Raw genomic sequence first — 17211 nt, 5'->3', positions numbered from 1 at the left:
ATTGTTTGCATATCTAGGACATCGACCAATATTATTCATTCACGCTTTGTCGCAAGCATTTCAGACCTAAAAAAGAAGCAAATGGAAGTGGCGAATAATGGCTTTGGTGAAGCAGTAGCAATCCTTAACCATAACAACCCAGCATTCTATTGCGTTCCTGCGGATATGTATGAACGCCTGATAGATCTGATTGAAGACAAAGAACTGCTTAAACTTGCAGAAGAAGCGCAAACTGAAGAAACTGTAAAGATAAGCCTAAATGACCTACAAGCTCGAGTTCACAAAAAACCTGCTTAATAAGGTTTGATACGTTCAGCCACACTTTGATGCATACCCGAATCCTAATGGTGCAATACAGTACAATTTTTAAGCATATTTAAGGGGGTGTAAATAGTCTTTCTTTTTCCCACACCGCTTCGGTGGGGCTTTTTATGTACCATTGCGACTTAAATCAGTTAATTTTAAATTTTGGCACGCTTTCTGCTTTTATTTATATACCCAATAAACAGAGGAGAGCCATTCACTTGATCACTCAAACAAAATCATCGGTCAATTCGGCAGGTATAAACAAAATAACAGTACCTGCGCTATAAAATATAAGATATCGGTGAATTCCCAAACTTAGTTTAAAGCAAGTTTAAATCAGCCCCATCTCAGCGCAGTGGGGCTTTTTTTCGCCTTTTTACCCAATTTCATTTATCACGTCCCAATAAGCACAAACTGGCACGCTTTCTGCATTTTCCTAAGTAATACGAAATTTTGGTTTTGTAATATCCACAGGAGATGCACATGAACAATCCGACATCAAATAAAAAAATGCATCCATGGCTTCACTTTCTGGTTGAGCTGCTCAGCGTACGCGCAGGCTTTCACATTAAACAGTCTCCACAATACCAACAATCCAAGGATCAACATCGTGCCTAAACAAAAATTGGCACGGATCAGTATTACCGTGCCAGAAACCACGCTACATGCAATGGATCAAAAAATTGTCGAGCAGCACTATGAAAGCCGCTCGCAGGCCATAGTCGACATGATTAACCGCCACCTGATTGATGATCTGGTGATTCGCGATGAAGTCATGGTTGGCACACTTACCTTGCTCTATGACGTCAGTCTGAAACCGCTGCGCAGTCAACTGGTCGATCTGCAACAGCAGTATCTGGCGCAAGTGATCAATTCGCTTCATATCCAGCTGGATGATGAAAAAATCCTGCAAGTCATGCTGATGCAGGGTGCGAGCAGTGACCTGAAAGAAATTAGCGAACAATTTATTGCATTGAAAGGCGTGATTAAAGGGCATCTCGAACTGATGGATGCCGTCATGCCGCCTATTCCACAAAATACCGAACACACTTAAGGAGAACAGCTGTGCACAACTTATGGACTGTACAGGACTGGCAACATGCCTACCAGAATAACAATATCCAGCTTAGTGACCTGATTGAGTATGTTGCCGGGTTGAATAATGACGATCATGCCTGGATTTCAATTGCGACAGCAGCACAATTACAGGCACAAATTGATGCATTGACTGGTGCAGATATTGAAAGCTTGCCACTTTATGGGGTGCCATTTGCAGTCAAGGACAATATTGATGTTGCAGGGTTCTATACCACAGCAGCATGTAAAGAGGCAGCTTATCTGGCGACTTCCGATGCAACAGCAGTAGCCAAATTAAAAGCTGCCGGCGCGATTGTCGTTGGTAAAACCAATCTGGACCAGTTTGCCACAGGCTTGGTCGGTGTACGCTCCCCATACGGCGCGGTGAAGAACAGCTTTAATCCTGAATATATCAGTGGCGGTTCGAGCTCAGGTTCCAGCGTGGTGGTAGCCAACGGATTAGTACCATTTTCACTGGGTACAGATACTGCAGGTTCAGGACGTGTACCAGCAGGGCACAATAACATTGTCGGACTCAAACCGACCAAAGGCTGGTTCTCGACTACAGGCCTGATTCCGGCTTGTCGCACTATTGATGTGATTTCGATTTTTGCCTTAACGGTGGATGATGCCTGGCAGGTGGCGCAAGTCATGCAGGGCTATGATGCCAGCGATGAGTATTCCAGAGTACATCCTCAAAATGTACCAAGCCAATTTTCAAAAGGGAAAATTGGCATTCCGGATACACTGGAATTTTATGGCGATGCTGAAACTGAAAAAGCATTCCAGCTGGCGATCGCACGTGTACAAAGCTTGGGTTATACGGTTGAGCCAATTGATTTTGCTCCATTTCAACAACTGGCGACTGCACTTTACAACCGCTCTTGGGTGGCTGAACGTACCAGTGCCGTGGAAAAAATGGTGCAACGCGAGCAGACCCATCCGGTAATTGGCCAGATTATTGCGCAGGCAGACCGGTTCAGTGCGGTCGATGCCATGCAGGATGAATATGAACGCGCCTGCCTGAGCCGTGTTATTCAAAATACACTGGCAAATTATGATGCCTTGATGGTGCCTACGGCACCCACCATTTATCGCATTGCAGAAGTAGAAGCCGATCCTCTGGTCAAAAACAGCCACATGGGCGCTTATACCAATTTTGTCAATTTTGCCGATCTGTCAGCTTTGGCGCTACCAAATAGCATTCGTGCTGATGGTTTGCCAACGGGCGTGACCTTTATTGCGTCAGCCTGGATGGATGAAGCACTGGCCAAATTCGGGCAAAAATGGCAGCAGGCAAGCCAGTTAAAGCTAGGCACCTCTGAACTTAGCTATGAAAAAACAACTGAAATCTCATCAGGGCACAGCGTCAAACTGGCTGTCGTCGGTGCACATCTGACCGGAATGCCGCTGAATTTTCAGCTGACTACACGTGGTGGCACCCTGATCAAACAGACCCGGACTGCTTCGCATTACAAACTCTATGCTTTAAAAAATACCACACCGCCAAAACCTGGCCTGCAATACAACGCGAAAGGTTGTTCAATTGAAGTCGAAGTCTGGGACATTCCGCGTGCACTGTTCGGGGACATTGTTGCAGAAGTTCCGGCACCTTTGGGGATCGGTAATGTCCAGCTGATTGATGGTACTTGGGTCAAAGGCTTTATCTGTGAAGGCTATGCACTTGAGGATGCAACAGATATCAGTCATTTCAGTGGCTGGCGCGAATTTATAAAATCTAAACAACTTTCAAATACCAAATTTAAATGTGAATGCATAGGGGAAGTCGCAAAATGATCAAAAAAGCACTGATGTCCGTTTCCGTACTGTCTGCAATCCTTTTAAGCGGTTGTGACAATACCGCTAAAGTACCTGAACCAAGTGCCAAGGCAGAAGGACGTGTGACTACTCAGCCCATCCGGATTGGTTATAGTGACTGGCCGGGATTTGTCGCCTGGCAGGTGGCGATTGAAAAAGGCTGGCTGGAAGATGCCGGAGTTAATGCCGATTTTAAATGGTTTGACTATTCTGCTTCACTCTCTGCATTCGCAGCGAATCAGCTGGATGCTGTACTGGTCACCAATGGTGATAATCTGGTCACTGGCTCTGGCGGTACCAAGGGTGTGATGATCATGGCGACTGATTATTCAGCTGGAAATGACGTAATTATTGCCAAGAATGGCATTAACTCAATTCAGGATCTGCGCGGTAAAACAGTTGCGACTGAAAAAGGCCTGGTCGATCACTTGTTACTGTCCACTGCACTAGAGGATGCCAAAATTGGCATGAATGAGGTCAAACTGGTCAATACCATGACCAATGAATTGCCACAGGTTTTTGCCACTCCCGATATTGATGCGATTGCGGTATGGCAGCCAGTGGCGAATCAGGCTCTATCTGCAGTGGCCGGTTCAAAAATCATTTTCACCTCTAAAGACAAGCCGGGATTAATCTACGATACCTTGACCGTGAATCCCGCCCATCTGGAAGCCAATAAAGAGCAATGGAAAAAGGTGATTCAGGTTTGGGATAAAACCGTCAAATACATCAATGACCCGGCGACTCGAGAAGACGCTGCGCAGATCATGTCCAAACGTGTCGGTGTCGATGCGAAAACCTATATGCAGTTCATTGATGGCACGCATTTGCTGGATCTGGCCGCCAATAAGAAAGTCTTTACCAAAGGTGATGGCTTCGACTCGATCTATGGTTCCAGCTACCATGTGAACAAGTTCAATGTGGCTAACGGCATTTATACGACTGAAATGAACGTGGATGGCGTGATTGTTCCAACGCTGGTACAAGAGCTGCAATAAAGCCTGATCTCTTGCATAAAAAATCCCCGGTCTGGGGATTTTTACTATCAGATGAATATTAAAAAATTAAAGCTGCGTACTTTTGGAAAAGACATTGATAAAAATAATGCCAATGATCATAAACGCCAGCCCGATCAGTGCGGGAAGATCCAGTTGCTGTTTAAACACCAAGAGGCCAACCGTTGAAATCAGGATAATGCCGGCACCAGACCAGATTGCATAGGCAATGCCCATCGGAATGGTTTTCATGGTCAGTGACAGGAAAAACAGGGCAACGGCATAACCGGCAATGGTGGCAAGTGAAGGCCAAAGCACGCTAAAACCATTGGAAGCTTTCAATGCAGAAGTTGCAATGACTTCTGCAATAATGGCAATCGAAAGATATAAAAAAGACATATTTCTCCCTATAACACCCGTGCTGCATGCTGCATCAGGTGATCCTGTTCTGACTTCAGCCAGCTTTCAGCTTGTGTAGTCGTGGGGGTGGCATATTGAAATTGGTAATCCGGCTGGTATATATCCAGCTCAAAAATCAGGTCGATTTGACGATCATCTAAAATGACATGCTGAACCAGACTGCTTTCATTGAGAACTTCAAAATTTTCCAGGTTAAAGGCTTTGCCTGTCTCACTGCTGCGGGTGCTGTAAGTTTTAGCTTGACCATCAGTCCCGATAGAAACCTCAAAACTTTCCAACAAGGCAAACACGGTCGGATCAACAGCTTTCAAGTCCATTTGAGCTACTGCACTTTGCACTTCAGGCAAACGCGTCAGCGCATAGGCAATATGATCAGCACAAATAATCAGGCCACCATCCATTTCCAGTGTTTGACCAGATTGAACATCAAGTGCAGACTGAAGACGCATGCCTAAAAATAAACCGTATTGCACCTGCTGGCGCCAGTCTTCGACATAGACATTACTTGGAGAAAATTCCAGAATGCAGTTGCCAATTGCATGCAACCTGGCTGGTTCCGGCCACTGCACATGATTCTGGTAATTGGCGTAGTCTTTCACTTCCCAGGACAAGAGTTGGCTGGCGTTATCCCAAAGTGTATTGCCAATCCAGCCTTGGCGCTCCTGAACAGCAGTTCCTGTCTGGCTTTTTAGACGAAGATCAATGGTAAAACTGCGCGACTGAAACCAGTACACAATGGTGTTTTCATCGGTCAGGCCATTATAAAAACTGATGCTTTTACGCCGAAATGCCCCATATAAAAAGCCTGGAATAATCTCTGGCTGAAAAGTCACAGGCTTTAAGCTTTTAATTACTTCAAACAGATTCATGATGCTGTCTCCGCCTGTTCTTCAAGTCCAAAAGAGGAAAGTGGTACAGCATTTTTTAAGATCAGTTCACCGCTAGCAACGCGCTGTTTTAAATATTGAAAGGTCTGGGCGGTCTGATTAAACAGATGCTCACCCCCGATCAGGGCAGAATATTTGGAATTTTCAGTGGGAATAACCGGTTCAATCACGGTGTCATAATTGCAGGCGCAAAATAGCGGGAACGAATAACGTTCTTCCGAGACCTTTTTCACGCGGTGCTTGGTGGCGAGATATTTACCATTTGACAGAATTTCCATCATGTCACCGATATTCATCACCAGTGTGTTTTCAATCAGTGGAATGTCGATCCATTCGCCTGCTTTATTCAAAACCTGTAAGCCGGGTGCGGTGGGTAACAGCAGGGTAAAGCATTCGTAATCGGTATGTGCGCCAATGCCTTCGGCATCTTGCACTTCCGGATTATAGGGATAATGAATCAAGCGTAGCTGACTTGGTGCATCAGTAATTTTGCTTTCAAAAAAGTCCTCACGAACGCCCAATGCCAGTGCAAAGGCAGAAAAAACCTGCCGGCTGATCTCACGCAGATGGCTGTAGTATTGGCTGACAATAGACTTGAAATCCGGATGGTCTGGCCATAAGGTGGGGCCAAGTAAAGGAAAGTTTTTTTGTGTACCCTGATAATCATAATTGACATCATAGGCTTCTTTTAAATCATAACTGTTGCCGGCAAACTGTTCTTCGCCAATCGGCACATAGCCACTATGGTTTTTTGATTTGCCAATATAGTGCTGCATTTTGGTGTCCCGATCCTGAGAAAAATAGGACTGGGCCATTTCAATCAGGGCTTTGGCATAATCAAAATTAAACTGGCTACCTTGCAGATAAAGAAATCCGACTTCTTTACAGGCATGATCCAGAGCATGAGCAACTTCAATACGATCGGCTAAATCCGGACTTTGTAATTTTGAAATATCAACCAGTGGGAGTACATATTGCGCTTGCATGACAATCACCTCTAATGTTGGTCGTCCAACACAGCGATTAAAACCTTCGGGTCGTCCCAAAGGCATTTTGAATAAGATTATTTATTGCTGCTGACCTTGGTCATACGCGGAATGACTGGCAGTTCTGCCAGTGCCGGATCCAGTTCATCTTCTTCAGCATGCACCAGATAATCGACACGTTGTCTTAACTGTTTAAATTCAGGGCTAAGCATGACGTCTGGATGGCGTGGACGAGGTAGATCAACTTCAATAATTTCCTTGATTTCACCCGGATTGGCTTTCAGTGCCACAATCCGGTCGGCCAAAAGAATGGCTTCATCCATATCGTGGGTCACAAAAATAATGGTGATATCAATGTTTTGCCATAGGTCCATCAGGTGACGCTGCATTTTTTGCCGGGTATGTGGATCAAGTGCCCCAAAAGGTTCATCCATCAACAGGATTTTCGGTTCATTGACCAAAGCCCGGGCAATCGCAACACGCTGTTTCATCCCGCCAGACAGCTCATGCGGATACTGGTTTTCATACTTTTCCAGACCAATGATATTGATCCATTCACGTGCTTGTGCTTCTGCCGCTGCACTACTTTGGCCTTTCATGCGCGGACCAAACATGACATTTTCCTTGACGGTTTTCCATGGAAACAGGGTATAGCCCTGGAACACCATGCCACGCTCCGGACTTGGGCCGGTAATCGGCTGGCCATCCACCAGAATCTCACCACTGCTATAAGGATCCAGACCGGCGACGACACGGCTAAAGGTTGACTTGCCGCAACCAGAAGGCCCAATCACACAGATGAATTCACGCTTATGAATTTTCAAATTGAGTGTATTTAAAACCGTACGTTCAGTTTTGCCATGACTGAATTTTTGCGTCAGTTGCTTTGCTTCCAGAATCACCGGACGGCTATAAATTTTGTCAAAGTATTCGCGGGTATTAAATTCAGTGTTTTGCATCAGTTAGCTCCCGGTTTCCATTTAAATAAGCGTTGTCCCAGTTTCATTAAAATCACATCACACAGCAGACCAATCACCCCGATAATCAGGATCGCTGCAAAGACATTGGGAAAGTTCTGATAGCGGGCTTGCTGGGTAATGAACCAGGTAATTCCGGAGGTGCTGCCGATTAGTTCAGCCACGATCAGGTAAGTCCATGCCCAACCCAGCAGCACGCGCAGATTACGGTAAATTTCTGGCATGGCTGCTGGAATCACCACATGAAACAGACTTTTCAGTTTCGTTGTACCCAAAGTAAAACCGGCTTCAATCAGGCTGCGATCGACCAGACGAGTAGTATTAGCAATCAACAGAATCATCTGGAACAGGGTTCCAATCACAATAATGGCTATTTTAGGTGCATCATTGATTCCCAATATTGCAACGGCAAGTGCACCAAAAGCCGGAGCAGGCAAGTAACGGAAAAACTCGACAAAAGGTTCTGTTAACAGGGAAATTTTCTTGGAAAAGCCACATAAAATTCCGAGTGGAATGCCAATCAGGCAAGAAATAAAGAATGCAGTAAAGACCAACTTGATACTGTGCCACAGGCTTTCATAAAACCAGGGTGCATTCGGTTGAACAGGAGGGGTGGTAAACGCGGTTACTAATGCAATTGCCACTTGATGCGGTGCTGGCAAATAGATGGGATTGACCAGGATGCCTTGAGGTGGGGCCAGACCCTGATCCACTGCGGATTGGGCAGCGGAAAAAAACACGTCTTTATCAATCCGGCTATTGACCTGTAAATAGCTCACACTACCGGGATTGGTAATCTCGACCTGTGGATGCCAGATAAATGGCAAATAGCTGACCGCACACCAAATCAGAATTGGTATTAAAAAAGACCCCAAGCCAAGTAGCAGTTTATTTCTTTGACTGAGTTCACGTGCAACGTAACTCATAGTGTTGCCCCTCAATATTACAAATTTTATAAAACGTAATACTGAATAAGCAAAATGAATGCCATGATGGGTGGGAACAGCCAAAATATTAAAATATTCTTATATTTCAAAAGAAAATTTAAAACGAAAAACAGGGATGATAAGTTACTTAAGTTAACACTTTGATTACATATGCAAACATAAAACATAGAATTTTAGTCTTTATTGGTTGTTTTATAATCAAAACTATTTCATATCTTTACATCGGTTTAATTCGACCCAGCTTTTCTTTAAGGTATTGCTCACTTCTTAACTCATTGAATTATAAAAAGGGGAGCAATGTTAGAGTTTAAAAATCAAATCGTACATGGCGCTATTTTCGATATGGATGGAACCATGTTCGATACGGAACGCTTGCGCTTTCAAACCTTGCAGCAAGCTTCACGTGAGCTGATTGGTGTCGAATTTTCTGAAAGTTATTTAATTCAGTGTTTGGGCCTCAGTGCCCGTAGTGCAGAGCAGCTAGCCAAAGAGCGTTATGGACAGGATGTGCCCTATGCCGAGATTCGCCAGCGTGCTGATGTGCTGGAACTGGAACATGTACGTCATCACGGTGTTCCCATTAAAAAGGGGTTATTGCAGGTATTGGAACGCCTACGCAAGGCAGGCCTGAAAATGGCGGTAGCGACTTCAAGTCGCCGTGCGATCGCAGAAGAATATCTGATCAATGCCAATGTCTATAAGTTTTTTGATGTACTGGTGTGTGGCGATGAGATTAGACAGGGGAAACCTCATCCGGAAATTTTTATCAGTGCAGCCGAAAAAATCAATTTAAGCCCGGCCCAGTGCCTGATGTTTGAAGATTCTGAAAATGGTTTGCGTTCTGCCTATGATGCAGGTGGTATGACGGTGCTGTTCAAGGATATCAAAATACCGAACGAGTCCATGCTGGCACAGGCCCAGTATTATTATGAAACGGTCGAAGATTTTTTGGGAGAACTGAACCAGTTTGTTCCGGTTCTGGACATGCCGGAATTGGATACTGCTTTTCCGCAAACACTCAATCAGCTGACTGTCGGGATTCACGGTTTTGGTGCAATTGGGGGCGGTTATCTGGCTCAGGTATTATCACACTGGGATGGATACACTCGTCCGCGCAAAATTATTGCTTCGACACGTAATCCGCTTTATCAATCTAGCGTTAATGCTTTTGGCACTTACTGCATTCGCTATGGCCAGAATTCTTTTGACCAGCGTATTGAAAATATGAGCGTAATTGATGCGCATGATCTGGAACAGATGCAGAACATGTATATTGAATCCAGTCTTGTAGCAGTCTGCGTACCTGAGGAAGCACTGGTTTCTGAAGCGGAGGTCATTGCACAGGGCTTATACGCACGTTATCTGGCTTATGAGCAGCAGGATCAGCCACTGACAGTTTTAATTATCCTGAATAAAATCGGTGCTAAACAACAGGTGATGCAGCAGATTCTGAATAGTCTGCGAATGATTACTGATGAACAGACCGCCCAGAAAATTATGGATCAGCATTATTTCTGTGACACCGTGGTCAACCGTATGGTGTCCAAGCTGTCAGACCAGAAACTGTACCGTCAGCTGCGTATAAAATACAACATGTTCAAGCAGTATCAGCTGGATGAAGATTTGTCCGTAGTTGATCTGGATGATGCTACGGCACTGAATGCAGAACAGGAACATCAGGCAGGGCTATATATTGAAGACCTGCGCCGTAATTTCCAGTCGAGTCATATTCTGCAGTCTATGGATCTGATTCTGTTTAACGCTGAAACGGATATGCCGATTTATGTAGAAAATAACAGTCCGTTACTGGCGAAAATGCGGCAGATGATTCTGGTGGATGATATTGCAAATATCCAGCTGATTAAAAACCGCTTATGGAATGGCGTGCATGCGATGATGGCCTGGTATGCCAGTCTGCGTGGACATCAGACTATTGGTGTTGCCATGTCTGATCATACAATCAGAAAATTTATGAATCAGGCCTTAGCTCAGGTGAAGCATGGTCTCTGCTACCAGATTCCAAAACATGCCTCAGACCTGGAACGTCTGGCTCAAAGCTTTAGTGAGTCCTGTGCCAATGCCTATCAGGATCCATGCGCACGTGTAGGTCGTGAGCCTCTAAGAAAACTTGAGCACAATGAGCGTGTTATGGGGTCATTGGCGACCTTGATTAAATATAGCTTAGCTTATGATGTCGTATTAAAAGGCGCAGTGCTAGGTTATGTCTATGCCCTAGAGCAGGGTGAATGCGAGCAGCAGGAACTTTTGATGCATTTGCAGATTCAGTTAAGACATATGGCATTAGAGCCGCAGCTTTATGAGATTCTGTATGATGAAATGTCACAATTCATCAATCAGATTATTGCTGGAAAATTGTCCTTGCAAAAATTCATGCAACTGGATTTACAGCAAGCATTAAGCTAAATAAAACGTTAAATAAAAAAGACCCGAAATTTTCCCGGGTCTTTTTTATGGGAATATACAAAGTATTAAACAGTGCTAGATTCTTGTTGATAAATACAGGATTGTGCAATCTGTAGCTGATCATCTTCTGATAGATCAAGATTTTCCCATTTCTGCATCTGCTGCAGGAGCCAGATAAAATCATCGACTTTCGGTTCGGCACTTTCCCCAACAAAATTCCGGATAATATTCTTGATCTTGTAAAAGTCATAGACATGCCGCTGGGCGGAACATTCAAACTGAATAATCTGATAGTCCACCAGCATGTCCCATACTTCTGATAAATCGCTGCGCTGCTTTAAATCATCCTGCGCTTTTTGTACAGCCTTGACCATTGCCTCTACAGTAAATGGATGCTGTTCTGTCCATTCCTGGGTCATGGCCAAGACTTTGTCGGCAATCTTGGGAATGACATTCTGGCTGGCTGCAACGATAAAACTATAGCCTTCAAGCTTGGCCTGAATATTCCAGGGCTCTCCCACACAAAAGCCATCAAACACCTGTTCCGAGATTCCTTTCACCATCGAAGGTGGTGGTGACGTCATCAGGTGAATAGTGTGGGCAATATTGAAATCTGTCAGGGCCAACCATTCTTTTATACAGTAATGATGAATTGAATGCTTATAGACATAGGCAAGATTCACTTTCTGATGATGTTGCAAGGCCCGCACCAATTTCTGAGAACTGCTTTTTTCATCATCTTCTGCATGGATTCCCAATTCATAACATAGATCTTGACGCAGGCTGATATAAGCCTGATTGATACTCAGCACCAAAGGGGTTTGCAAAGCCACCTGTAACTGGTCTGTGCCCAGGGCAGCAGCAGGCAGCATGGCAGACAAGCAATGTGCAGTATCCAGAAAACCGTAGGCCAGACGGTCACGCAAACTTGACCAGGAGGCTTCACGGATTAAATTGATTTTTAATCCCTGTTCGGCAAAGTAGCCCTGTTTTTCTGCCCAGAGAATGGCGACACAATCAAGCAAAGGAATATAGCCAATATTGAGTTCAGTTTTTTCTAGTGTAGACATATGCTTTTCCTTATTGGCCCAGTAACAGCTTCTGTGCATCCAGTAAGCGTCTGGCCATTTCACCAATGGTGATCCGGTGACTCATGGCGTTTTTACGTAATAAAGCAAAAGCCTGTTCTTCTGTTAAGGCATGTAGCTGGATGAGCAGGGCTTTAGCTTTATCGATATCTTTACGGTCAATGAGCTTGTCTTGGGTTTCTTTTAAATCATTTAGCAGCTTTTTATGCTTACGGAACTGTTCAATCGAAATTTCCAGAATGCTTTCTAGTTTGGTGGGATCAATACCATCGACGATATAAGCCGTGATTCCGGCATCAATGGCACTTTTGATGGTGTCTTTATTGGAGTTTTGGGTAAACAACACGGTGGGAAGTTCATATTGGCTGACACAGCTTTCAATAATATCCCGATGCGGATGATCCATATTCAGCAGGATCACATCTGCATGAATACCCTTAACATGTACCATATTCAGGTCATTCAGGATTAAACAGGCCACCACCTGAAAATCATGTGAAAGTAAGGATTCCTGGATGAATTGGGCGCGCTCCAGATCATCATCAATAAGAGCAATTCGTAATTTGGACATGGAATATTTTCAAGTAAGGCCTAAGGAATATTCAAGCAGGAGTAAAGCAAAAAACATGCCATTAAATTGGTGCATAAAATTCTATTTTTCTGTTCAATTTGGTGCATAGCTTTAGGGATTTCAGCTGATAGCTGATCAAAATGAAGCATTTAGGTAGATCATCTGCCTGGAATAAGGCGTTTTCTTGTTGGAAAAGTTGGCACGATTTCTGCATTTATTAAATCGTCAAAGATGACTTTCAATACTAACAACGGCCAACGATGTCCGTTCTGATCGTAATTGCACTTTCAAGGAGTGTGATTGGTATTTCGTTCAGCACAGGATAAATGACATGGTCAGTTGTTCAGCAATACAAAACGCACAAGCGTTTCAACCCTTCCTCCAGCATTACAAAGCGCTGGGTTGCGGTATTTACAACATATTCAATCAGCAGACATATCAATGCCTAGACGTGATATGCGGCTTTTTATCATCTTTAAAAAAACAATAGTTGGAGTGCAGATATGAAAATTCTCATGATTGGGCATGGCATGGTGGGGCATAAATTCATCGAATCTGTACTGGAACAGGCCGGTGATGACATTGAGCTGACCATTTTGGCAGAAGAGCCACATTTAGCTTATGACCGGGTACATTTGACTGAATATTTCAGCGGCAAGTCGGTCAAGGATCTGAGCCTATGCCGTAGTGATTTTGCCGATGCCTATGGCATTGATTTGCGTCTTAATACCAAAGCAGTTGAAATTGATCAGCTCAATAAAACCGTCACCACCAGCCAGGGTGATGTGCTGAATTTTGACAAGTTGATTCTTGCTACCGGCTCTTATGCCTTTGTACCGCCAATCCCGGGCAATGACCGTCAGAATTGCTTTGTTTATCGTACCATTGAAGATCTGGATGCCATTCGCGCAGCCAGCCTGAATGCCAAAGCCGGTGTGGTAATTGGCGGTGGTCTGCTGGGTCTGGAAGCAGCGAAGGCTTTGCGAGATCTGAATCTGGAAACCCATGTCGTAGAATTTGCTCCGCGCTTGATGGCAGTGCAGATTGATGATCTGGGCGGCCGGGTACTGCGCTCTAGAATTGAAGACCTTGGTGTCAAGGTGCATACCCAAAAAGCAACCTCATCTATTGAAGATGGTTACAACGCTCAGCATGTAATGAAGTTCGGAGATGGTTCGGTACTTGAAACCGATATCATCCTGTTCTCGGCCGGTATTCGTCCGCGTGATGAACTGGCGCGCCAGAGCGGCCTGCTGATTGGTGAGCGTGGCGGCATCATCATTAATGATTATTGCCAGACCTCACATCCGGACATTTATGCCATTGGTGAATGTGCACTTTGGGACAATAAAATTTATGGTCTGGTTGCACCGGGCTATGACATGGCGCGGATCGCGGCAAAACATGTACTGGACCAAGAGAGCCATGCATTCGCTGGTGCCGACATGAGCACCAAGCTCAAACTGATGGGTGTGGATGTTGCTTCTATTGGTGATGCACACGCCATGTCACCAGATGCCTTGAGCTATTTCTATGCTGATGAAGCCGCGCAGGTTTATAAAAAAATCGTGGTGTCAGCAGACAAAACCAAGCTGCTGGGCGCAGTGCTGGTGGGCTGTGCCAAAGAATATAGCGATCTTCTACAAATGATGCTGAATGGTCTGGCTGTACCGGAGCAACCAGAAAGCCTGATCATGCCGGGCTTTGATCAGTCAACTTCAAAATCAGGTGGTAGTGGTATTGATTTATTGCCTGACAGTGCGACCATCTGTTCCTGTAATAACGTTTCCAAAGCTGATATCTGTTCAGCCATTGATGGCGGTGCAACTTCATTGGGTGCACTGAAAAAATGCACGCAGGCTGCAACGGCGTGCGGTGGCTGTGCGCCACTGGTGACGCAGGTTCTCAAATCTGAATTACAGCGTCAGGGTGTCACGGTGAACAATCACCTGTGCGAACACTTTGCCTATTCACGTCAGGAACTGTATCACCTGGTACGCGTGCATGAAATCAAGACATTCTCTGACCTGATTCAGCAACATGGGCACGGCATGGGCTGTGATATCTGCAAACCGACCGTAGCCAATATTCTGGCATCCTGCTGGAATGATTTTGTTTTAAAACCTAGCCATGCCGGTTTACAGGATAGCAACGACTACTATCTCGGTAATATTCAGAAAGATGGTTCCTATTCGATTGTGCCGCGTGTTGCAGGTGGCGAGATTACTCCGGATGGCCTGATTACCATTGGTCAGATCGCCAAAGATTATGGTCTATATACCAAAATCACGGGCGGACAACGAATTGACATGTTTGGTGCGCAGGTACATCAGCTGCCTGAAATCTGGGAAAAACTGATCAATGCCGGTTTCGAGTCCGGACATGCCTACGGCAAATCCTTACGTACGGTGAAATCTTGCGTGGGCAGTACCTGGTGCCGTTTTGGAGTCGATGATTCTGTCGGCTTGGCGATTTTCCTGGAGAACCGTTATAAAGGCCTGCGTTCACCACATAAAACCAAAATGGCAGTATCTGGCTGTACCCGTGAATGTGCAGAAGCACAGAGCAAGGATGTCGGTGTCATTGCCACGGAAAAAGGCTGGAATCTGTATGTATGCGGCAATGGCGGTATGAAACCGCGCCATGCTGAACTACTCGCCTCGGATCTGGATACTTCCACACTGATCAAATATATCGACCGCTTCTTTATGTTCTATATCCAGACGGCAGACCGTCTGCAGCGCACCAGCGTATGGCGTGACAATATGGAAGGCGGGCTGGACTATCTGAAAGATGTCATTGTGCATGATTCACTCGGTATTGCTGCTGAACTGGAAAGCCGTATGCAGCATGTGATTGGCACTTATCAGGATGAATGGCGTACCGCAATTGAAGATCCTGAAGTGCGCAAACGCTTTAAGACCTTTATTAATGCCAAAACAGCCGAGCAGAATGACCCGCATATTCAGTTTGCGCCTGTACGTGGCCAGATTCGTCCAAAGACAGAAGCTGAACGTGATTTAAACCGTATTCCAGTGGTTGAAGCCTAAATACCACAGTCAGGGAGAATGAAAATGACAATTTTAAAAGACATGAACGAACTGTACTGGTACGAAGTCTGTCATCTGGATGAGATCACCCCGAATACCGGTGTTGCAGCCCTGATTGAAGATCAGCAGATTGCAATTTTTCGCGTGGGTCAGGAACAGCGGGTTTATGCGCTTAGCAATCAGGATCCGTTTAGTCTGGCCAATGTCATGGCACGTGGCATTCTGGGTGATCTGCAAGGTGAGCGTGTAGTCGCATCCCCAATTTACAAGCAGCATTTCAGTCTGGTGACCGGTCGTTGTCTGGAAGAACAAGAGCAGAAATTACTAGTATTTCCAACCCGAATTGAAAATGGCAAAGTTCTGGTGAGTCCAACTCCACAAAAGACCTATATTTCCAGTAATGGTCAAAACACAGAGCGTTTAAAACTGGTACTGGTCGGGAATGGGCTAGCGGGTATGCGTTGTCTGGAAGACTTGCTGGATATGGCGCCAGATCGTTATGACATTACCGTGATTGGGGAAGAGCCATGGGGTAATTACAACCGGATCATGTTGTCACCGGTATTGTCTGGTGAGAAAAGCTTTGCCGAAATTATGCTGCATTCAGCCGACTGGTATGCCGAAAAAGGCATTCGATTCATTGCTGGAGATGCTGCCATCTCTATCGACCGTTCACGTAAGCAGGTTCATACCGAAAAAGGCGAAGTCGTTGCTTATGATCGTCTGATCCTCGCGACCGGTTCGAAACCTTTCGTACCACCAATTCCAGGTACTGAACTTGAAGGCGTGATTAGCTTCCGGGATATTCAGGATGTTAACCGCATGCTGGATTACTGCAAAACCAAACAAAACGCCGTCGTGATTGGGGGCGGCCTGCTGGGACTGGAAGCAGCTTATGGACTGAAGCAGCAAGGGATGAATGTAACTGTACTGCACCTGATGGACCGTATTATGGATCGTCAGCTGGACATGAAAGCCAGTCAAATGCTGAAAAAATCAATTGAAGACAAAGGTATCCGGATCATTACCGAAGCCAATACCGAAGAGCTGCTCGGTATTGACGGTCACGTGACTCAACTGCGCTTAAAAGACGGGACAATGCTGGATGCCGATTTGGTGGTTTTTGCCATCGGGATTCGTCCGAATAAAACCTTGGCTGAGAAGGCTGGCTTGCGCTGTAATCGCGGAGTACTGGTAAATGACACCATGCAAACCTATGACCCGAGTATTTATGCGGTAGGTGAATGTATTGAGCATCGTGGCCAAACCTTTGGACTGGTTGAGCCATTATGGGGACAGGCCTTTATCTGTGCGACACATCTGGCTGAACATGGCCGACTGACCTTTAAGGCACCACCTGTTCCGACCCAACTCAAGGTTAGCGGATGTGATGTCTTCTCAGCCGGAAATTTCGAACCTCAGGATGATTTTGAAGATATCGTGCTAAATGATGAAAAGCGTCAGATCTATAAACGGATCATTATCCAGCAGGACAAAGTCATTGGTGCTGTGCTATTTGGCGATACTGAAGATGGGGCTTGGTATGCAGAACTGATTGCAGACCAGACACCGATTAGTAATATCCGCAGCAAACTGCTTTTTGGTCGGGATTTTGCATTAAAGAAAGCAGGGTAATCGGATCAATCTCCCAACCCCTCTTTGAAA

General features: G+C 45.2%; 15 protein-coding genes. 8 read left to right on the top strand and 7 right to left on the bottom strand.

Annotated elements, in window-relative coordinates; translation table 11 throughout:
• Positions 1-81 precede the first annotated feature (81 nt).
• From H9629_RS06410 to H9629_RS06395, 5 genes are all read left to right on the top strand, one after another.
• Positions 82-297, top strand: coding sequence for an antitoxin (locus H9629_RS06410; protein ID WP_191730746.1), 216 nt, complete (start codon positions 82-84; stop codon positions 295-297).
• Between the two features lie 492 nt (positions 298-789).
• Complete coding sequence (locus H9629_RS15460) at positions 790-924, top strand: hypothetical protein (protein WP_263600635.1); 135 nt, start codon at positions 790-792, stop codon at positions 922-924.
• Complete coding sequence (locus tag H9629_RS06405) at positions 917-1360, top strand: CopG family ribbon-helix-helix protein (RefSeq protein WP_004280384.1); 444 nt, start codon at positions 917-919, stop codon at positions 1358-1360. Before H9629_RS15460 ends, H9629_RS06405 begins: the two co-directional genes overlap by 8 nt.
• An 11-nt stretch (positions 1361-1371) precedes the next feature.
• Complete coding sequence (gene atzF / locus H9629_RS06400; RefSeq protein ID WP_191730745.1) at positions 1372-3180, top strand: allophanate hydrolase; 1809 nt, start codon at positions 1372-1374, stop codon at positions 3178-3180.
• On the top strand, positions 3177-4199 hold the full coding sequence (locus H9629_RS06395) for an ABC transporter substrate-binding protein (RefSeq protein WP_191730744.1): 1023 nt from the start codon (positions 3177-3179) through the stop codon (positions 4197-4199). The genes atzF and H9629_RS06395 overlap by 4 nt, the downstream gene beginning before the upstream one ends.
• Positions 4200-4265: 66 nt before the next feature.
• Here the strand turns inward: H9629_RS06395 and H9629_RS06390 are convergent, their stop codons facing one another.
• From H9629_RS06390 to H9629_RS06370, 5 genes are all read right to left on the bottom strand, one after another.
• Positions 4266-4595 (bottom strand): DMT family transporter, encoded by a 330-nt coding sequence (locus tag H9629_RS06390; RefSeq protein ID WP_004280373.1) that lies wholly within the window; start codon positions 4593-4595, stop codon positions 4266-4268.
• Positions 4596-4603: 8 nt separating this feature from the next.
• Positions 4604-5485, bottom strand: a complete 882-nt coding sequence (locus tag H9629_RS06385; protein ID WP_064102891.1) for a hypothetical protein — start codon at positions 5483-5485, stop codon at positions 4604-4606.
• The gene (locus tag H9629_RS06380; RefSeq protein WP_191730743.1) at positions 5482-6489 is read right to left on the bottom strand and encodes an isopenicillin N synthase family dioxygenase; all 1008 of its coding nucleotides are present in this window, start codon (positions 6487-6489) and stop codon (positions 5482-5484) included. The genes H9629_RS06385 and H9629_RS06380 overlap by 4 nt, the downstream gene beginning before the upstream one ends.
• Before the next feature lie 77 nt (positions 6490-6566).
• Positions 6567-7448: an ABC transporter ATP-binding protein gene (locus H9629_RS06375; RefSeq protein ID WP_064102889.1), complete on the bottom strand. Its 882-nt coding sequence runs from the start codon at positions 7446-7448 to the stop codon at positions 6567-6569.
• Complete coding sequence (locus H9629_RS06370) at positions 7448-8392, bottom strand: ABC transporter permease (protein WP_064096741.1); 945 nt, start codon at positions 8390-8392, stop codon at positions 7448-7450. Before H9629_RS06370 ends, H9629_RS06375 begins: the two co-directional genes overlap by 1 nt.
• A gap of 318 nt (positions 8393-8710) precedes the next feature.
• Here H9629_RS06370 and mtlD point away from each other — a divergent pair, with 318 nt between their 5' ends.
• Positions 8711-10837 (top strand): bifunctional mannitol-1-phosphate dehydrogenase/phosphatase, encoded by a 2127-nt coding sequence (gene mtlD, locus H9629_RS06365; protein WP_191730742.1) that lies wholly within the window; start codon positions 8711-8713, stop codon positions 10835-10837.
• Between the two features lie 65 nt (positions 10838-10902).
• Here mtlD and H9629_RS06360 read toward each other — a convergent pair whose 3' ends face one another.
• Entirely contained in the window at positions 10903-11907 is a 1005-nt protein-coding gene (locus H9629_RS06360) for a CmpA/NrtA family ABC transporter substrate-binding protein (protein WP_191730741.1), read from the bottom strand.
• Positions 11908-11917: 10 nt separating this feature from the next.
• Positions 11918-12496 carry an ANTAR domain-containing response regulator gene (locus tag H9629_RS06355; protein ID WP_004280362.1) on the bottom strand — a complete coding sequence of 193 codons (579 nt, stop codon included), beginning with the start codon at positions 12494-12496 and terminating at the stop codon, positions 11918-11920.
• A 503-nt stretch (positions 12497-12999) separates the two neighbouring features.
• On the opposite strand from H9629_RS06355, the gene nirB reads away from it, so the two are divergent.
• Both nirB and nirD read left to right on the top strand, forming a co-directional pair.
• Positions 13000-15546 carry a nitrite reductase large subunit NirB gene (gene nirB, locus H9629_RS06350; RefSeq protein ID WP_191730740.1) on the top strand — a complete coding sequence of 849 codons (2547 nt, stop codon included), beginning with the start codon at positions 13000-13002 and terminating at the stop codon, positions 15544-15546.
• A gap of 24 nt (positions 15547-15570) precedes the next feature.
• Positions 15571-17181 (top strand): nitrite reductase small subunit NirD, encoded by a 1611-nt coding sequence (nirD, locus tag H9629_RS06345; protein ID WP_064096745.1) that lies wholly within the window; start codon positions 15571-15573, stop codon positions 17179-17181.
• The last annotated feature ends 30 nt before the right edge of the window (positions 17182-17211 follow it).

This window comes from Acinetobacter pecorum, assembly GCF_014837015.1.
GTDB classification, from domain to species: Bacteria; Pseudomonadota; Gammaproteobacteria; order Pseudomonadales; family Moraxellaceae; genus Acinetobacter; species Acinetobacter pecorum.
The sequence above is the reverse complement of the archived record's forward strand: the minus strand, read 5'-3'. Positions and strand labels throughout refer to the sequence as shown.